At 64.2% G+C, this 18,616-nt stretch carries 12 protein-coding genes and 2 pseudogenes; 5 read left to right on the forward strand and 9 right to left on the reverse strand.

Translation table 11 applies throughout. The features are described 5' to 3' along the window. Positions 1 to 289: 289 nt before the first annotated feature. The 4 genes and pseudogenes from IVB24_RS15835 to IVB24_RS15850 all read left to right on the forward strand — a co-directional run bounded on the left by IVB24_RS15835 (position 290) and on the right by IVB24_RS15850 (position 8,508). The gene (locus tag IVB24_RS15835; protein ID WP_247773626.1) at positions 290 to 1,978 is read left to right on the forward strand and encodes a CHASE3 domain-containing protein; all 1,689 of its coding nucleotides are present in this window, start codon (positions 290 to 292) and stop codon (positions 1,976 to 1,978) included. A 247-nt stretch (positions 1,979 to 2,225) separates the two neighbouring features. Then, positions 2,226 to 3,919 (forward strand): annotated as a pseudogene (locus tag IVB24_RS15840) (methyl-accepting chemotaxis protein). 226 nt (positions 3,920 to 4,145) lie between these two features. Next, positions 4,146 to 7,325, forward strand: a complete 3,180-nt coding sequence (locus IVB24_RS15845; protein WP_166466474.1) for an efflux RND transporter permease subunit — start codon at positions 4,146 to 4,148, stop codon at positions 7,323 to 7,325. Next, positions 7,312 to 8,508 (forward strand): efflux RND transporter periplasmic adaptor subunit, encoded by a 1,197-nt coding sequence (locus IVB24_RS15850; protein WP_094975291.1) that lies wholly within the window; start codon positions 7,312 to 7,314, stop codon positions 8,506 to 8,508. Before IVB24_RS15845 ends, IVB24_RS15850 begins: the two co-directional genes overlap by 14 nt. Before the next feature lie 223 nt (positions 8,509 to 8,731). Here IVB24_RS15850 and IVB24_RS15855 read toward each other — a convergent pair whose 3' ends face one another. The 3 genes from IVB24_RS15855 to IVB24_RS15865 form a co-directional block, all read right to left on the reverse strand. Beyond that, positions 8,732 to 9,703, reverse strand: a complete 972-nt coding sequence (locus tag IVB24_RS15855) for an IS110 family transposase (RefSeq protein WP_247768358.1) — start codon at positions 9,701 to 9,703, stop codon at positions 8,732 to 8,734. 303 nt (positions 9,704 to 10,006) lie between these two features. Further along, positions 10,007 to 11,515, reverse strand: coding sequence for an acetyl-CoA acetyltransferase (locus tag IVB24_RS15860; protein WP_247773628.1), 1,509 nt, complete (start codon positions 11,513 to 11,515; stop codon positions 10,007 to 10,009). 139 nt (positions 11,516 to 11,654) lie between these two features. Further along, positions 11,655 to 12,788: a nitronate monooxygenase gene (locus IVB24_RS15865; RefSeq protein WP_247773630.1), complete on the reverse strand. Its 1,134-nt coding sequence runs from the start codon at positions 12,786 to 12,788 to the stop codon at positions 11,655 to 11,657. Positions 12,789 to 13,050: 262 nt separating this feature from the next. On the opposite strand from IVB24_RS15865, the gene yghU reads away from it, so the two are divergent. Continuing rightward, complete coding sequence (gene yghU / locus IVB24_RS15870) at positions 13,051 to 13,926, forward strand: glutathione-dependent disulfide-bond oxidoreductase (protein WP_166474533.1); 876 nt, start codon at positions 13,051 to 13,053, stop codon at positions 13,924 to 13,926. Positions 13,927 to 14,155: 229 nt separating this feature from the next. Here yghU and IVB24_RS15875 read toward each other — a convergent pair whose 3' ends face one another. The 6 genes and pseudogenes from IVB24_RS15875 to IVB24_RS15900 form a co-directional block, all read right to left on the reverse strand. After that, a complete protein-coding gene (locus IVB24_RS15875) occupies positions 14,156 to 14,518 on the reverse strand; it encodes a GFA family protein (protein ID WP_244621268.1) in 363 nt (120 codons plus the stop codon). Between the two features lie 156 nt (positions 14,519 to 14,674). After that, positions 14,675 to 14,884 (reverse strand): annotated as a pseudogene (locus IVB24_RS15880) (GNAT family N-acetyltransferase); the annotation flags it as partial. 17 nt (positions 14,885 to 14,901) lie between these two features. After that, on the reverse strand, positions 14,902 to 15,519 hold the full coding sequence (locus IVB24_RS15885; protein WP_140477897.1) for a flavin reductase family protein: 618 nt from the start codon (positions 15,517 to 15,519) through the stop codon (positions 14,902 to 14,904). A 132-nt stretch (positions 15,520 to 15,651) separates the two neighbouring features. Next, on the reverse strand, positions 15,652 to 16,929 hold the full coding sequence (locus tag IVB24_RS15890) for an acyl-CoA dehydrogenase family protein (RefSeq protein ID WP_166466469.1): 1,278 nt from the start codon (positions 16,927 to 16,929) through the stop codon (positions 15,652 to 15,654). Between the two features lie 289 nt (positions 16,930 to 17,218). Then, a complete protein-coding gene (locus IVB24_RS15895; RefSeq protein WP_094975285.1) occupies positions 17,219 to 17,599 on the reverse strand; it encodes a VOC family protein in 381 nt (126 codons plus the stop codon). Between the two features lie 133 nt (positions 17,600 to 17,732). Beyond that, the gene (locus tag IVB24_RS15900) at positions 17,733 to 18,512 is read right to left on the reverse strand and encodes an SDR family oxidoreductase (protein ID WP_094975284.1); all 780 of its coding nucleotides are present in this window, start codon (positions 18,510 to 18,512) and stop codon (positions 17,733 to 17,735) included. Positions 18,513 to 18,616 lie beyond the last annotated feature (104 nt).

The raw sequence follows: 18,616 nt of genomic DNA on the forward strand, positions 1-18,616 counted from the left end.
TTGTTTTCGGGCATCTGCCGAAGGGCGGAACTGCTTGGCGGGCAATGCCGGCCGCAGTGTCGACGAGACCGGCAATTGCAACCGTATGCCACGAGACGCTCATTCACGCCCGTTCTTGGACATGCCCGCAAAAGTCCGGGATGTTTTATGATGCTGGCTCAGTAAGACTACGCAGTTCCGTTAAGGGGGAACGATCTCGCGGACGGTATAATCCTCAAGTCAGAACTTGCCGAGTTAGGCGGCCTGGCCGCCTGATGAGCATTTCAACCGGAAATACTGAAGAAATTTGATGTCTTGGATCAACAACGTTCGCATTTCGATGAAGGTTTCTGCGGTGTTCGCGGCGATCTGTCTCGTCGTCGCCGGCAGCACAGCTGCGATCTACAATTCGCTGAGCGTGATGAACTCCACGTCGAAGATGACGGTGCATACCTATCAGGTGCTGGAGCAGCTCTCCGACCTCGTCGGAGCCATGGTCAATTCGGAGACGGGTGTGCGCGGCTACCTCGTTTCTGCGGACAGCGCCTTTCTCGGACCTTACGAATCCGGCCAGAAGCAGTTTCAGACGGCCGCGGCAAAGGTCGGCAGTCTGACATCGGATAACGCGGTTCAGCAGAAGCGCCTCGAACGCGTGAAGGCGTTCGCCAGCGACTGGACGGCCAATGTCGCGCAGCGCGAAATCGCGCTGATGAAGGATCCTGCAACGCAGTCCAAGGCGCGGGAATTCGAGGCATTCGGCGCCGGCAAGAAGTCCATGGATGGATTGCGCGCCGTCGTGCAGGAGATGGATGCAGAAGAGCGGTCGCTGCTGACGACGCGTGCCGTGGCTTCCGATGCCGCATCGGCCAACGCGACGATGGCCATGCTGGTTGGCGGTATCGTCACCTTGCTGCTCTCGCTGGCCGGCGCTTTTGGCGTCGCCGTCGTGGTCACCCGCCCCATTCAGCGCATCACAACTGAGATGGGCGTTCTCGCCAAGGGCGATACGTCCGTGGCGATATCGTCCACCGAACGGAAGGACGAAATCGGCCAGATGGCCAATGCGGTCCAGGTCTTCAAGACCAATGCGATCGAAGTGGAACGCCTGAAGGCGGAACAGGTCGAAGCCGAGCGCCGCAACGCTGAGCAGCGCAAGGCGGACATGCTGAAGCTTGCCGACGACTTCGAGGGAGCCGTGGGTGAGATCATCGGCACGGTGTCCTCCGCCTCGACCCAGCTCGAGGCATCGGCCACCACTCTGACGGGCACGGCCGAACGCTCCCAGAGACTGGCGACCACCGTTGCCGGTGCTTCGGAAGAAGCCTCGACCAATGTGCAGTCGGTGGCCTCGGCGACCGAGGAGATGGCCTCGTCGGTCGGCGAGATCAGCCGTCAGGTGCAGGAATCGGCGCGGATGGCAGGCGATGCCGTCGGCCAGGCCCGTGCCACCACCGAACGCGTCAGCGAGCTTTCCAAAGCGGCGTCCCGCATCGGCGACGTCGTCGAACTGATCAACACCATCGCCGGCCAGACCAACCTGCTGGCGCTGAACGCGACCATCGAAGCCGCACGTGCGGGTGAAGCCGGCCGCGGTTTTGCGGTCGTCGCCTCCGAGGTGAAGGCGCTCGCCGAGCAGACTGCGAAAGCGACCGGCGAGATCGGCCAGCAGATCTCCGGCATCCAGGCGGCGACCAACGACTCGGTCGGCGCCATCAAGGAAATCTCCTCGACCATCGAGCGCCTGTCGGAGATTTCGTCGGCGATTGCAGCCGCAGTGGAAGAGCAGGGCGCAGCGACCCAGGAGATCGCCCGCAACGTGCAGCAGGCCGCGCAGGGCACCCAGCAGGTCTCCTCCAACATCACCGACGTGCAGCGCGGCGCGACCGAGACCGGCTCGGCCTCCTCGCAGGTGCTGTCGGCTGCGCAAATGCTGTCGAACGACTCGGGCCGGCTGAAGAGCGAAGTCAGCAAGTTCCTGACCAACGTCCGCGCGGCCTGATCTTTCATCCGATCGAATGACGAGCGGCGTCAAAAAAGCGTCGCTCGTTTCGTTTGGCCGGTAGCATGATGTCGCTTACAAGTAGTGACTTCATGAACTTCCCGTAGTGCTACGGGCGAGGCGTTTCACGGATGGTTAAGTCGGATTTACGAGAATTTGCGCAGAGCGGCCCCTTGGAGGGCAGAGCCAGTGCGGGCGGTTCCCGATTGAAATTGACCTATACTCTATTTGATTTCTTGGGGGCTCCATGCGCAAGAATTTTCCGGTCACTGATGTCGAATATCCGGTCAGCGACGAGACGCTGATCGTTTCGCGGACAGATCTCAAGGGCAAGCTCACCTACTTCAACGAAGACTTTCTCGCCGCGGCCGGCTTCACGTCGGCCGAGCTGATGGGCCAGCCACACAATATCGTCCGCCATCCCGATATGCCGCCGGAGGCGTTCGACAATCTCTGGGATACGCTGAAGGCCGGCAAGCCCTGGCTCGGCGCGATGAAGAACCGCCGCAAGAACGGCGACTTCTACTGGGTGCTGGCGACGGCCTCGCCGATCCGGGAGAATGGCCAGGTCAAAGGTTACACCTCGATCCGCACGAAACTGCCGGCCGACCAGCGCAAGCTCGCCGAGGAGGTCTACGCCGCGATCCGCGAAAAGAAGTCGCATGGCTATCGCGTCGATGCCGGCATCATCCGCCGCCGCTCGTGGCTCGACCGCTTCAACGTCTTCACTGGCACGCTGAAGGCGCGCCTTGTCACGACGATGGTGCTCCAGGTGCTGTTCATGCTCGCGCTCGGCATTTATGGTGCGCTCGCCTCCGGCGGTTCGGCCAGCCTGATGCTGTCGGCACTGGCCGTCGTCGGGCAGTCGTCGTCGGCTTCGCGGGTCTTGCGACCATGCGCGCGGTCCAAGGGCCGATGCAGCAGCTCAACGACACCCTGGTCAACCTCGTGCAGGACAAATTCGACAACCGCATCGTGATCGAGCGCGATGACGAGATCGGCGAGGCGCTGCGCAATCTCCAGACCGTGCAGACCATCATCCGCTTCAGCCGCGATGAGGTGCAGGCCGTGCAGCGCCGCGCGGAGACGCAGCGCAAGTCCGACATGACCAAGCTTGCCGATGGCTTCGAGGCTGCGATCGGCGAGATCGTCGAGACTGTCTCGTCGGCTGCGACCGAGCTCGAGGCTTCGGCCTCGACATTGTCCTCGACCGCCGGCCGGTCCCAGGAATTGGCCACGGTCGTCGCCAGCGGTTCCGAGGAAGCGTCGGCCAATGTCCATTCGGTGGCGTCTGCCGCCGAAGAGATGTCGTCATCAGTGCGGGAGATTAGCCGGCAGGTGCAGGACTCCTCCAGAATCGCTCGCGAGGCGGTTACCCAGGCTCAGGCCACCACCGAGCGCGTCGGCGAGTTGTCGCGGGCCGCGTCGCGGATCGGCGATGTCGTCGAACTCATCAACGCCATCGCCGGCCAGACCAACCTGCTGGCGCTGAATGCCACCATCGAGGCGGCGCGGGCCGGTGAAGCCGGCCGCGGCTTCGCCGTGGTGGCATCCGAGGTGAAGGCGTTGGCGGAGCAGACAGCCAGGGCGACCGGAGAAATCGGCCAGCAGATCGGCGGCATCCAGGCCGCAACCCAGGAGTCGGTCAGCGCCATCAGCGGCATCAGCGGCACCATTGCACGCCTCTCCGAAATATCTTCGGCGATCGCTGCGGCCGTGGAAGAGCAGGGCGCAGCGACGCAGGAAATCGCCCGCAACGTGCAGCAGGCCGCTCAGGGTACCCAACAGGTCTCGTCCAATGTCGGTGACGTCCAGCGTGGCGCTGTCGAGACCGGCTCGGCCTCCACCCAGGTGTTGTCGGCCGCGCAGATGCTGTCGCGCGACTCGAACCGGCTGAGGCTCGAAGTCAGCAAGTTCCTCGGTTCTGTCCGCGCTGCCTAGCTCGAAGGCCATTTCGAAGGCGGCGCCCTTCGGGGCGCCGCTTTCGGCTGTTTCTGCAATGTTCGGGCAGAGGCTGCATATCTGGAATGCGAATTCGCTGGACGATAGCAGGGAATTGACCTCCTGCGACGCGCCGTCGTTGGCCATTCGAGCGGTGTTGGGGTAATCAGAGAGGGGAACCGCGGGGGGCGCGTTCCCTTGCCCCGGATCTGGAATTACCCGAAGAATGATTGCTCTGGTTCGTATTGCCCTGAGCCGGCCCTACACGTTTGTCGTGCTCGCGATCCTGCTGCTGATCATCGGACCGCTTGCGGCGCTGCGGACCCCGACCGACATCTTCCCGGACATCCGCATCCCCGTGATCGGCGTGGTCTGGCAGTACACTGGCCTGCCGCCGGACCAGATGTCCGGCCGCATCACCACGCCGTTCCAGCGCGCGCTGACGACGACGGTCAATGACATCGAGCACATCACGGCCAATTCCTACAACGGTTTTGGCATCATCAAGATCTTCTTCCAGCCCAACGTCGATATCCGCACCGCCAACGCGCAGGTCACCGCGATCTCGCAGACGCTGATCAAGCAGATGCCGCCCGGCGCGACGCCGCCCTTGATCCTGAACTATTCGGCCTCCACCGTGCCGATCATCCAGGTGGCGCTGTCGGGCGATGGCCTGACCGAGCAGAACCTTGCCGATATCGGCATCAACAATCTGCGTACGCCGCTGGTCACCGTGCCCGGCGCGGCGATCCCATACCCCTTCGGTGGCAAGCTGCGCCAGGTCCAGATCGACCTCGATCCCACCGCGCTCCAGGCCCGCGGCCTGTCCGGCCAGGACGTCGCCAACGCGCTCGCCGCGCAAAACCTGATCACGCCGGTCGGCACCCAGAAGATCGGCCAGTTCGAGTACAACATCCAGCTCAACAACTCGCCGCTCAGGATCGAAGAGCTCGGCAACCTCCCGATCAAGACCGTCAACGGCGCCATGGTCTACGTGCGCGACGTTGCGACCGTGCGCGACGGCAATCCGCCGCAGACCAACATCGTCCATGTCGACGGCAACCGCTCGGTGCTGATGATGGTGCTGAAGGCGGGCGCGACCTCGACCCTCGACATCATCGCCGGCATCAAGCAGAAGGTCATCGACGTCAAGGACCAGCTCCCCGACGCGCTCAAGATCGGCTTCATCGGTGACCAGTCGGTGTTCGTCCGCGGCGCGATCCAGGGCGTCGCCGTCGAGGGCGTGATCGCCGCACTGCTCACCAGTGTCATGATCCTGTTGTTCCTCGGCAGCTGGCGCTCGACTGTCATCATCGCGGTCTCGATCCCGCTGTCGGTGCTGGGCGCCATCATCATGCTGTCGGCGATCGGCGAGACGCTAAACATTATGACGCTGGGCGGCCTTGCGCTCGCGGTCGGCATCCTCGTCGACGACGCCACCGTGACCATCGAGAACATCAATTACCATCTGGAGCAAGGCAAGCCGGTCGAGCAGTCGATCCTCGACGGCGCCAACCAGATCGTGACGCCGGCCTTCGTGTCGCTGTTGTGCATCTGCATCGTGTTCGTGCCCATGTTCTTCCTCTCGGGCGTCGCGCGCTTCCTGTTCGTGCCGATGGCGGAAGCCGTGATGTTCGCGATGATCTGGTCCTTCATCCTGTCGCGCACGCTGGTGCCGACCATGGCGAACTATCTGCTGCAGGCGCATGTCCATCACGAAGGCGGGCCACCGAAATCGCGCAATCCGCTGGTCTGGTTCCAGCGCGGTTTCGAGGCGCGGTTCGAGCGCGTCCGCGGCGGCTACCATGGCTTCCTCGGGCTGGCGCTGGCGCATCGCGCCGTGTTCGTGATCGGCTTCATCTGCGTGGTCGGCGTATCCTTCGCGCTGGTGCCGTTCCTGGGACGCAACTTCTTTCCCGCCGTCGACGCGGGCAACATCCTGATGCATGTCCGCACCCAGGTCGGAACCCGTGTCGAGGAGACCGCCAATCAACTCGCCGACGTGCAGAAGGCGGTCCGCAAGCTGATTCCCGGCGAGATCGAGACCATGACCGACAACATCGGCATGCCGATCTCCGGCATCAACATGACCTACAACAACACCGGCGTGATCGGCCCGCAGGACGGCGACATCCAGATCAAGCTGAAGGAGGGCCACAAGCCGACCGAGGAGCACGTGAAGGTGCTGCGCGAGCAGCTGCCGCGGTTGTTCCCCGGCGTCAGCTTCGCCTTCCTCCCCGCCGACATCGTCAGCCAGATCCTGAATTTCGGCGCGCCCGCGCCGATCGACCTTCAGATCCGCGGCGCCAATCTCAGTGCGAATTTCGTCTACGCCAACAATCTGCTGGCCAAGGTCCGCCGGATTCCCGGCGTTGCCGATGCGCGCATCCAGCAATCGCCGAACGCTCCGACCTTCAACATCGACGTCGACCGCACCCGCGCGCAATATGTCGGCCTGACCGAGCGCGACGTCACCAACAGCCTCGTGGTCAATCTCGCCGGCTCATCGCAGGTCGCGCCGACCTATTATCTCAACCCCGACAACGGCGTGTCCTATTCGATCGTGATGCAGACGCCGCAGTACCAGATGGATTCGCTCAGCGCGCTGCAGACGCTGCCGATCACCGCGGCCGGCAATGGGCAGTCGCCGATCCTCGGCGGCATCGCCGACATCAGGCGATCGAGTTCGAGCGCTGTGGTCTCGCAATACGACATCCAGTCGATGGTGCAGATCTTTGCGACGACCTCGGGCCGCGATCTCGGCGCAGTCGCGGCCGACATCCGACAGGTGATCGCCGACACCGCCAAGGAGGTGCCGAAGGGTTCCTCCGTGGTGCTGCTCGGCCAGGTGCAGACCATGAACAGCGCCTTCACCGGCCTGTTGTTCGGCCTGCTTGGCGCTGTCGTGCTGATCTATTTCCTGATCGTGGTGAACTTCCAGTCCTGGTCCGATCCGTTCGTGATCATCACAGCGCTCCCGGCCGCGCTCGCCGGCATCGTCTGGATGCTGTTCGCGACCGGGACCACGCTGTCGGTCCCCGCGCTCACCGGCGCCATCATGTGCATGGGTGTTGCCACCGCCAACAGCGTGCTGGTGATCTCGTTCGCGCGCGAGCGCTACGAGGAGCTCGGCGATCCCGTCGCGGCGGCGCTGGAAGCGGGCTTCGTCCGGTTCCGCCCGGTGCTGATGACCGCGCTCGCCATGATCATCGGCATGGCGCCGATGGCGCTGGGCCTGGGCGAGGGCGGCGAGCAGAATGCGCCACTCGGCCGCGCCGTGATCGGCGGCCTGATCTTTGCAACCTTTGCCACGCTGATGTTCGTTCCCGTGGTATTCAGCATGGTCCACAAGAAACAAGGCGCCAAAGTCGCCGCCTCCTCGGAGACCCCGCATGTCGCCCACTGAACCCCGCTCGCCGGTGTCGCACCGGAAACTGGGCATCTTCGGCGTGGTGGCGCTGATCGCGGCCGGCCTCGTCGTCGGCACCGGCATCCGCGCCCGCGAGGAGCAGGACTCCAAATTGAAGGAATGGACTGATGATCAGGCCGTTCCCAGCGTCGCGGTGACCCAGCCCAGCGCCAAGGCTCTCAACGCCACCCTCGATCTGCCGGGCCGGCTGGAAGCCTATTATCGCGCTCCGATCTTTGCCCGCGTCCCCGGCTATCTCAAGAGCTGGAGCGCCGATATCGGTGCGCGCGTGAAGGCCGGTCAAGTGATCGCCGAGATCGAGGCGCCCGACCTCGACCAGCAACTGCTGCAGGCTAGAGCCGACCTCGCCAGCCAGCAGGCCAGTGCGAGGTTGTCGGAAGCGACTCTCAATCGCCGCAAGACCCTGGTCGCCTCCAACTTCGTCTCCGCGCAGGAAATCGACGAGCGCACCGCCGATCTCTCCAACAAGAACGCGGCGGTTCGCTCGGGCCAGGCCAATGTCGAGCGGCTGGAAGCGCTTGCCGGCTACAAGAAGATCACGGCTCCGTTCGACGGGGTCGTCACCGCGCGCGATACCGATGTTGGCGCGCTGATCAATGCCGGCGGCGGCTCGGGACCTGCGATGTTCGTGGTCTCCGACATCACCAAGCTGCGCGTCTATGTCAACGTGCCCCAGAATTACGTGCCGGCGATCAAGATCGGCGCCAAGGCCACCCTCGTGATGCCGGAATATCCGAACCGGACCTTCCAGGCGACGGTGGAGGCCTCCTCGCAGGCCGTCGACGTCGCCTCGGGCACCACGCGCATGCAGCTCGGGCTCGACAATTCCTCAGGCGAGCTGATGCCCGGCGGCTATGCCAGCGTGAAGCTCAACTTGCAGCGCGATTCCGCCCCGCTCAGCATTCCCGCCAGCGCCTTGATCTTCAACAGCAACGGCCTGCGTGTCGCGACCGTCGGCGCCGATGACAAGGTGCTGTTCAAGCCGGTGACGATTGCCCGCGACCTCGGCCGCGAGATCGAGCTGGCCTCGGGGATCGCAGCGGACGATCGCGTCATCACCGCACCGCCGGACGGTCTGTCGGACGGCGATGCGGTGCGCGTGGTCGGCGCCAAGGCCAAGCCAGCGACCGCATCGGAGAAGCAGCCGCCGAAGGGGTGAGGCAATCTCTCGCCACGACGCCGGTCTCGTAGCAACCATTAAGGTTCTCCCGATTTTCCGCAAGCATGACGCCGGGCTTGCAGCCGTCAAGGTGTGGCCTGGCGGCAGCGAGTTTGACGCGGGGCGTTCGCGACGGCCAACCTTGACGGCCGCGGCGCACGGCGTCGTCCAGGCGGAAGGTCGGGACGAAGAAACGGCCGCCTGATCGAACAAAGAAACGCGATCAGGTGGCGGGCAGCTTGGCAGTTTGAGGCGCTTCGGCGATCCACGGAGTTCCGCGGGCGACCACGGCGTTGATCGTGACGAGCAACTTTCTGGCGCAAGCGACCAGCGCGCATTTATGAGATTTTCCGGCGGCGATCAGCCTTGTATAGAGAGCCTTCATCTGCGGGTTCCATCGGGAGGATGCCGGAAGAGCCGCGTTGTAGAGCGCCCAACGCAGCCGCTCACGGCCACCTTTGATGTGACGGGCACCGGATCGTTCGCCGCTATCGTCGTCGTAAGGCGCCAGTCCACTGAGAGCTGAGGCCCGTTCGCGTGTGATGTTGCCGATCTCGGGCATCCTGATCAGGACGGCAGCCGCGGTCGGCAGACCGCAGCCGGCGACGCTGTAGATCAGATCGAGCCGTGCGGCGAGATCAGGATGCTTGCGGATCGCCGCCAGCAGCGCCTTGAACTCGGCTCGTTTGGACTTTGCCAACAGCGCGATCTGCGCCTTCCAAACCCCTTGAATCCGCTTGTCGCGGCAACTCTCGAGCCGGTTCTTCAGCCTTGCGATGTCTTCCGTGATCTGATCGATCATGGTCAGATGCTCGGCAAAGGGCTGCAACCGCGGATCCGGTGCAGGATGGATCGTCTTGACCGCGGCAGTGCACGTCGCGATCAGCGCCGCGTCGATCCTGTCGTTCTTAGCCAGCAGCAGACGGAACGTGGCATAGGCGCGGACCTGCTTCGGCTGAAACAGCACGACGACGAAACGCTTGCGCCGCAGCTCCGCAACGACCGCCTGCTCGTAGCCTCCACTTGCCTCGATCCCGACCCTCTTTACCTTGCGGCACTTCAACCACTCCACCAGCGCCTGGTGACCTCTTGCCGTGTTGTCGACCCGCAACTGCTCAGAGTTGCCATCGATCGCCACGTCGAGCTTGCGTTTGCCGGTATCGATCCCGGCACAGATCGTGTTACGCTTGGCCATCTTCCTCGACCCTCCCTTGTTATGCGAACCTGAAGTTCGTTCAACCATGCGGGTCCCGATGAAGTGCCGACCGCGATCTTGCTACGAAACGCAGCCCTCAAGGCTTCGGTGGGCATCGATCCGATCGATCGGCGGCCCAGCCAGGGTGGCCACCCGGGCTGGGCCATTCCTCACGGAACGGGGCCAATCCTATACCGATGCGCTAATACAAGGGTGGGCAAAGGCGCTCTTGCGCCGTGCCCACGAATCTTTCCGGATCACATGAAGATGGTGGGCACGCTTCGCTTTGCCCACCCTACGAGATCACGCGACCCGCCACTCCGGCACGCCATCCGCGGCCATCGCGATCCCGCCAATCGAACCCACCGGCGTGCGATCCATGCTGAGCAGATGCGCCAGCGTCGCGCTATCGCTTGCCGCAATCCGCGCCAGCGTGCGGCGATCGTCCTGCGTCCGCAGCATCACCACGCCATGCTCGACCTCGCCGCCGCGGCCATAGAGCACCGTAAAACTCTCGACCTTGCCCTTGCCCGAAGCCTCCGCGGTGAACTCCGGCACCGCGCGCTTGTTGCGGTCGGCCTCTGCTTGCACACTCGTCTCCTGCGCCATCGTCTCGCGCGGCGGCACCTTCGAGACGACCAGCGCGTGATGCTTGGTGACGAAGCCGCCCTGGCCGTAGAGCAGGCCGAGCTTCGCGCCGTCGCGCACCCGCCGCACCATCGCACAGGCCGCATGCGTCATGTAGGTGTTGAGCGGGGCGCCGAAGAAGGTGAGGCCGCCGGTCACCGTCGGCTGCACGTCGGCGCCAAGGCCCAGCGTCCGCCGCGCCATCTTGGGCACGCAGGGGAAGCAGCTGTAGAGCTCGATCGCGTCAAACTTCTTGCCGTCGCCGCCGGCGAGATCCATCACGCTTCTGAGCACGGCGTTCTGCGGATGGCTTTCGTAGAACTGGTCGCGCAAGAGATAGTCGCGCGGTTCTTCCGCCGAGGCGCCGCCGAGCGGATAGACTAATTTGTCCTCCGCGATCCCGGCCGCACGTGCCTTGGCAAGGCTCGTGAGCAGCAGCGCGCCGCCCATGTTGACGCTAGGATTGGCAACCATCAGCTTGTTGTACGGCCACGCGATCAGACGGTTGTCGGCCGTCGGCGTCGTGATCTCCTCCGGCGCATAGCGCCGCTTCAGCCAGGCATTGGGATTTTGCGCGGCGGCTTCGGAATAACGCGCCCACAAGGTGCCTGATTCCGCCATCGCCTCCCGCGGCGTCTGGCCCCAATGCGCGGAGGAGGCAGCCTCGTAGAACGGATAGACCGTGACGGGCCGGAACACCCCTAACGTCACCGCCAGCGGCTTCTGGAACGCCGCGCCGCGCTTGGGCTCCTCGACGTCATGGGCGAACGGCGTCCATGGCAGCGTGACGCCGGCGCGCTCCGCCTTGGTCGCGGTCGACTGCGCCTCGGCACCGCACACGGCAGCGACGGTGCATTCGCCGCGCGCAATGCGCTTGGCGGCTTCGTGGATGTAGCGGATCGGGCTCTCGCCGCCGACCGGGCCGTAATAGGAATGCGCGGGCGTGATGCCGAGGCGCTGCGCCAACAGCTTCTCGGGATCGCGATAGCGCCAGCTCAGGAAGTTGACGATGTCGAGCGATTGCACCTCACTGAGCAGCCTGGCCCCGGCGTCCTGCTCGGCGCGCAGCAGCGCTTGTTCGAGCAGATCGAGCGGCTCGAGGCCCTCGGTGATCTCTTTCGGACGGTCGACGATCTCGCCGATGCCGACGATGACGGGGATGCGGTCAGGGGAAACGGTCGTCATTTTTCTTGCTTCTTTGCTCTCTCGGATATCTCCGACCTCATCCTGAGGAGCCTGCGAAGCAGGCGTCTCGAAGGATGGGCCGCGGGCTCTCATGGTTCGAGGCGGCGCTTGCGCGCCTCCTCACCATGAGGGTCTACACCTAATCCGCCACCAGCGCATTCATGTGCTCGACGGCTTCGGCGAACTCTTCCTTGAACTCCTGCACAACGGCGCCCGCCGACTTCACGCTGTCGATCAGGCCCACGCCCTGGCCGACGAAATAGCTGACGAGATCGCGCGCCTTGGCGTTGCCCGTTGCAGCCGCACGATCGATCGAGTTGAAGGCGTCGCGGCTGATGATGCTTTGCAGCGGCATCGGCAGAGCGCCCGGGCTTTCGGCTGCGCGGTCCCAGGCATCGGTCCAGACCGAGCGAAGCTGCCGGGCCGGCTTGCCGGTGCGCCCCTTCGAGCGCACCGCGTCGCGCGAGGACGCCGCGATCATCTTCTCGCGAAAAATCTCGCTGGTCTCGGCTTCCACCGTCGCAAGCCATACCGAACCGGTCCAGGCGCCGGCCGCGCCCATCGCCATGCAGGCCGCCATCTGCCGCCCCGTCATGATGCCACCGGCCGCCAGCACCGGCACGTTGCGGATCGGCTTGATCGCCTTGATCACCTCGGGCACCAGCACCATGGTCGAGACCTCGCCGCAATGGCCACCGGCCTCGGTGCCCTGCACCACGAGAATGTCGATGCCGGCTGCGACCTGACGCAGCGCGTGCTCCTTGGCGCCGACGAGGGCGGCCACGGGCACACCGTGTGTCTTGCCCATCTCGATCATGGCCTTCGGCGGTACGCCCAGCGCATTGGCGATCAGGCGGATCGGATGATTGAAGGCGACCTCGAGCAATTGCAGCGCTGTCTTTCCGTCGAACGGCTGCGGCTGATCGGCCGCGACCTCCGTGGTCGTCAGCTCGATATCGTATTTCTTCAGGAGCTCGCGCGTATAGGTGCGATGCTCCTGCGGCACGCGCGCTTCCAGGCTCTTCCAGGTGACGTCCTTCTCGCCCGAGGTCGAGATGTTTTCCGGAATGAGCACGTCGATGCCGTATGGCTTGCCGTCGACGTGGTCGTCGATCCATTTCAGCTCGCGCTCGAGCGTATCGGGTGTGTGCACGGTGGCGCCCAGCACGCCAAAGCCGCCCGCGCGGCTGACGGCGGCGACGACATCGCGGCAATGGCTGAAAGCCAGCAGCGGGAACTCTATGCCCAGCATGTCGCAGATCGGCGATTTCATGGCTCTCTCCCGGCGGCCTCCGCGTTCTCGTTACTTTCGCTGGCGAAGCAAGGTGGCGCTGGCCGATCGATGACATGCCGGATTCGGCAAGGCATCTTGTGTGTAGGCGTCGCGCGCTGCCCACGGGTCGCGGCGCCCCGGGTGAGGGGCTGCCATGACGAAAAAGTGGCGTTGTCGCGCCGGTCAATGCGCTGGGCGCCCTTGTCATCGGCCATCCCAGGGCTAATTAATGCAGGCGCATCTTTCCGCCGGAGCCCCTCCCATGACCGACACCCCCGCCTACGTGCCGCCCAAAGTCTGGACCTGGAACAAGGAGAATGGCGGGCAGTTCGCCAGCATCAACCGTCCGATCGCCGGTCCCACCCACGACAAGGAGCTCCCGGTCGGCAAGCATCCCTTCCAGCTCTATTCGCTGGCGACGCCGAACGGGGTGAAGGTCACGGTGATGCTGGAGGAGCTTCTGGCGCTCGGCCACAAGGGCGCCGAATATGATGCCTGGCTGATCAAGATCGGCAATGGCGACCAGTTCGGCAGCGGTTTCGTCGATATCAACCCGAACTCCAAAATTCCTGCGCTGATGGATCGTTCCGGGCCCGAGCCGGTCCGCGTGTTCGAATCCGGCTCGATCCTGTTTTACCTCGCCGAGAAGTTCGGCGCCTTCCTGCCGAAGGACATCAAGGCCCGTACCGAGGCGATGTCCTGGCTGTTCTGGCAGATGGGCAGCGCGCCCTATCTCGGCGGCGGCTTTGGCCATTTCTACGCCTACGCGCCGTTCAAGATCGAATACGCCATCGATCGTTTCGCGATGGAGGTCAAGCGCCAGCTCGACGTGCTCGACCGGCGCCTTGCCGACAACGAATATCTCGCGGGCAAGGAGTACACGATCGCCGACATGGCGGTGTGGCCCTGGTACGGCGCGCTCGCCAAGGGGCTGGTGTATGGCGCCGGCGAATTCCTCTCGGTGCAGGACTACAAGAACGTGCAGCGCTGGACCGACCAGATCGCGCAGCGCCCCGCCGTGAAGCGCGGCCGCATGGTCAACCGCGTCTCCGGCGATCCCGCCAGCCAGCTCCACGAGCGCCACGACGCCGGCGATTTCGACACGAAGACGCAGGACAAGATCGCGCCGGCGACCTGATTTCTCTGCGGCCATCCTTCGAGACGCCCGCCTTCGGCGGGCTCCTTAGGATGAGGTGAGGAGTGCGCGGATGCAGTTTCAACGGGCGCGACGCTGATGAGCCTCATCCTGAGGAGGCACGTAAGCGCCGTCTCGAAGGACGAGGCGTGTGCGCAGGCCGCTGCAACGAGTCATATGCCTTAGCCCAGTCGCAAGCGGGCGAGTAGGAGTTGGCGCGGCGAACTTCGCCTCAATCCGGCAGCATCTCGCCGGAGCCGCCGAGCTCCGCCGGCAGGTCGGAATATTTCGGCAAGCCATCACGGACCGACACCATCTTGCTCGCGTAGTTCGCATGCAGCGTCGGCTGGTGCCGATAACCTCTGAGCAGATTGGCGTAGACGTCGATCAGTCGCATCCGCGGATGCTCGGTCATAACGTGGCCGCCGCAGCGTTTGCAGAACTTTCGGTAGGAATGCTCGGTCTTGTTGAACGTCCCGAGCTCCGCCTCGCCCTTGGTGATGCGCACACTGTCGGACTTCCACAGGCTGAAGGCGTTGATCGGTGCAGCCGACCAGGCCTGGCAGTCGGCGCAATGGCAATAGCCCGCAAACATCGGCTTGCCGGTCACCTCGACCTCGACCGCTCCGCAGAAGCAACCGGCACGATAGCTCGCCTCAGGCTCGGCCTGCGCATCCCCCTCATCCGTCAGGAGATCGTTATAGCCGGGATTCTTGCGCATGAAATTGCGGATGAAATCGCACTCGACCGAGAGCTTGCGACCCTGCGCCCGCACCGCATCCAGCGTGGCGCGGCCGAGCTTCGAGCCGATGCCGCGGCCGCCGAGCTCCGGCGGCACCTCGGTGTGCACCAGCCTGATCGCGCCGTCGGTCTTGCGATAGGTGACGAAGGCGATCGCGCCGTCGACGTCGAACTCGAACCGCTCGCGTTCCTCGTTGTCGCGAAAGGCTTCCGGCATCATCTCGCTCCCTGGTTCGGCTATTTGGTCTTCACACCTTCCGCCGCTGGAAACACCACGCGGTCATCGGTGCGGCAGTAGCGATCGGCGAACATGCGGCCGATCGGGTGATAGCGGTCCATGTGCACCCGCATGGCCTTGTCGTCCCAGAGCTCGTCGCGGATGTGGAAATGGATGCCTTCCCCCATGATCAACCGGCGATCGTCGTTGACGTCGATCAGTTTCCAGAGCTTGCACTCCATCGCCCAGGGCGCGTCGGCGAGCCGCGGCACCGCGATCTTCGCGGAGGGAGCAAGCTTGAGGCCGAGATAATCGGGCTCACCGATCTCGGGCGGAAAATCGCCGCTGCTCTCGTGCATCGCTTTCGCCAGCGGCTCGTCGGCGATGTTGACCACGAACTCGCCGGTTCGCTGGATGTTGAGAAACGTGTCCTTGTCCTGGCCATCGGGCTTGCGGTTGGCCGCGAACATGCAGAGCGGCGGATCCTCGCAGAAGGCGTTGAAGAAGCTGAACGGGGCGGCGTTGACCACGCCGGTCGGCCCGATCGAGGTTACCCACGCGATCGGCCGCGGCAGGATGAAGGACGTCAGCACCTTGTAGCGCTCGCGTGGCGTCAGGTCGCTGGCGGCGTACTCCATGAAGGCTCCTTGGGTAGGAAAGCTTCGTAGGGTGGGCAAAGCGAAAGCGTGCCCACCATTCCTTGCGAAGCCGCGATGGTGGGCACGGCGCGCGAAGAGCGCGCCTTTGCCCACCCTACGGCATCTCGTTGTTCATGCCATGCTCAGCTCGTGGCGTCCGACCACCATCCAGTGCACCTCGTCCGGACCATCCGCGAAGCGCAAATGGCGCACGTCCTGGTACATCTCGGCGAGCGGGGTCCAGTGCGAGATGCCGGTGGCGCCGTGCATCTGGATCGACTGGTCGATGATCTTGCAGGCGCGCTCGGGCACCATGGCCTTGACCATGGAAACCCAGACGCGGGCCTCCTTGTTGCCGAGCACGTCCATCGCCTTGGCCGCCTTCAGCACCATCAGCCGCATCGCCTCGATCTCGCAGCGCGCCTGCGCGATGATCTGCATGTTGCCGCCGAGATGGGCGATCTTCTTGCCGAAGGCCTCGCGGGTGAGGCCGCGCTGCACCATCAAATCGAGCGCCTTCTCGGCCTTGCCGATAGTGCGCATGCAGTGATGGATGCGGCCCGGGCCCAGGCGGAGCTGGGAGATCTCGAAGCCGCGGCCTTCGCCGAGCAAGATGTTCTCCTTGGGCACGCGGACATTGTTGAAGCGCATGTGCATGTGGCCGCGCGGGGCGTGGTCCTGGCCGAACACATACATGGGCCCGAGCACCTCGACGCCGGGCGTGTCGCGCGGCACCAGGATCTGCGACTGCTGCTTGCTCGGCGCCGCGTCCGGATTGGTCTTCACCATCACGATGAGGATCTTGCAGCGGGGATCGCCGACGCCGGAAATGTAGTACTTCTCGCCGTTGATCACCCATTCGTCGCCGACCAGTTTCGCGGTCGTCGAGATGTTCTTGGCGTCGGAGGAGGCGACGTTCGGCTCGGTCATGACATAGGCCGAGCGGATCTCGCCGTTCATCAGCGGCTTCAGCCACTTCTCCTTCTGCTCCTTGGTCCCGACGCGCTCCAGCACCTCCATGTTGCCGGTATCAGGGGCCGAGCAGTTCATGGTCTCGGATGCCAGCGGGCTCTTGCCGAGCTCGGATGCGATATAGGCGTAGTCGAGGTTCTTCAGGCCCTGTCCGGTCTCGTCGTCGGGCAGGAAGAAGTTCCAGAGGCCTTCCTGCTTGGCCTTGTTCTTGGCCTTCTCCAGCACCTCGAGCTGCTTCGGGGTGAAGCTCCAGCGGTCCTCCTTGCCCTCGCCGGCCTTGGCGAACTCGATCGACATCGGCTCGACGGTGTCGCGGATGAATTTCCTGACGTGGTCATAGAGCGGCCGGACCTGGTCCGACATCCGGAGGTCGTTCAGCTCGTCGCCGGGATTGAGGGTGTAGTTGGTGGTACGGGGAATGTAGGTGTGTTTTGTCATTGTTCCTCCCGGGGACGCTGAGATCGTTCTGGTCGGGAGAATAGTCGCAGCCCGGCCAAAGTGCGAGCGCGCATTTTTCACGCGCAGCCATGCCACGCGATGGAATATCGCGAGGTGTTTGAAATGTTGTTTGAATGACGGTGCGAGGATTCGCTGACGGCACGCCCACTCTCAGCTGTCATCGCCCGCGAAGGCGGGCGATCCAGTACTCCGAGAAGGTCGTGATTGCACCGAGAGCCCGCGCGTACTGGATTCCCCGCTTTCGCGGGGAATGACAGCGGTGGTTACGTCAGTTCGCCATCCGATGCATCGCGCAGATCTTGTTGCCGTCGAGGTCGCGCAGATAAGCGAGATAGAGCTTGCCGCCGGGACCCTGGCGCACGCCCGGCGGATCCTCGATCGATTTTGCGCCGGCCGCGAGGCCAGCCGCGTGCCACGCATCGACCTGCTCGGGCGAATTGCACGCAAAGCCGATGGTGCCGCCATTCGCGCAGGTCGCCGGCTCGCCGTTGATCGGCTTCGACACCGAGAACACGCCGGTCTTGGTGATGTAGAAGATGCGGTGGCCGTCGACCCTGGCCGGACGAACCTCGATCGTGCTCAGCAGATTGTCGTAGAACGTCTTGGCCTTGTCGAGATCGTTGGTGCCGATCATGATGTGCGAGAACATTTGCCCATTTCCCTTCTGCGCTGACAAAACGAGAAGCCGTAGGGTGGGCAAAGCGCAGCGTGCCCACCACGACATTCGAAAAGTGCTCAAGGTGGGCACGGCGCAAGCGCGCCTTTGCCCACCCTACGAAGCCTCAGAACGCGGTATAGCCGCCGTCGATCACGAACGTATCGGCGGTGTGATACGACGACGCCTTGCTCATCAGATACACGGCGATGCCGCCGAAATCGGACGCCTCGCCGAAGCGCCGCATCGGTATCCGCGGCATCACGTTGGCGACGAATTTTTCGTTGGCCATCAGGCCCGACGTCATGTCGCTCTTGATCCAGCCGGGCAGGATCGCATTCGCGGTGACGCCGTGGCGCGCCAGCTCGACGCCGAGCGCGCGGACCAGCGCGTTGATCGCGGCCTTGGTCGCCGCATAATGCTCGTTGCGGGCGGTGCCGAAGATCGACGCCAGGCTCGAGGTCGCGACCAGCCGGCCGAAGGGATCTCCGGCATTGGCGCGCTCGGTCATGTGCTTGGCCGCGGCCTGGAACGCGTGGAACACGCCGTCGAGATTGGTCGCGAACATCGTGCGCCATTCCTCCTCGGTGCGCTCGATGAAGGACCTGCGGCCGCCGCCGCCGATGCCGGCATTGGCGAAGCAGCCATCGACCCGGCCGAAGGTGTCGAGCGTCGCCTTCATCGCGGTATTGACCGAAGCCGGATCGGTGACGTCGCAGACGCGGGCATCGACCTTGCCCGACAGGCCAGCCATGCTTGCGGCAGCCGCCTTGTTCTTGTCCGCATTGCGGCCCCAGATCGAGACATTGCAGCCCTGGGCGGCGAGCGCCTGCGCGATGCCGAGGCCGATCCCGCCATTGCCGCCAGTGATCACGGCCACGCGGCCGGAGAGGTCGAAAAGGTTCATGGCGCGTTTCCTGTCTTTACGTCTGCGGCGCATCAGCCGCTGCGCGCAAGATTGCTTGCTATGCTCTGATCACCATGGACAAGACCGCGCCAAAAATCAAATAT

It is taken from the genome of Bradyrhizobium sp. 192, from assembly GCF_023100965.1.
GTDB classification, from domain to species: domain Bacteria; phylum Pseudomonadota; class Alphaproteobacteria; order Rhizobiales; family Xanthobacteraceae; genus Bradyrhizobium; species Bradyrhizobium symbiodeficiens.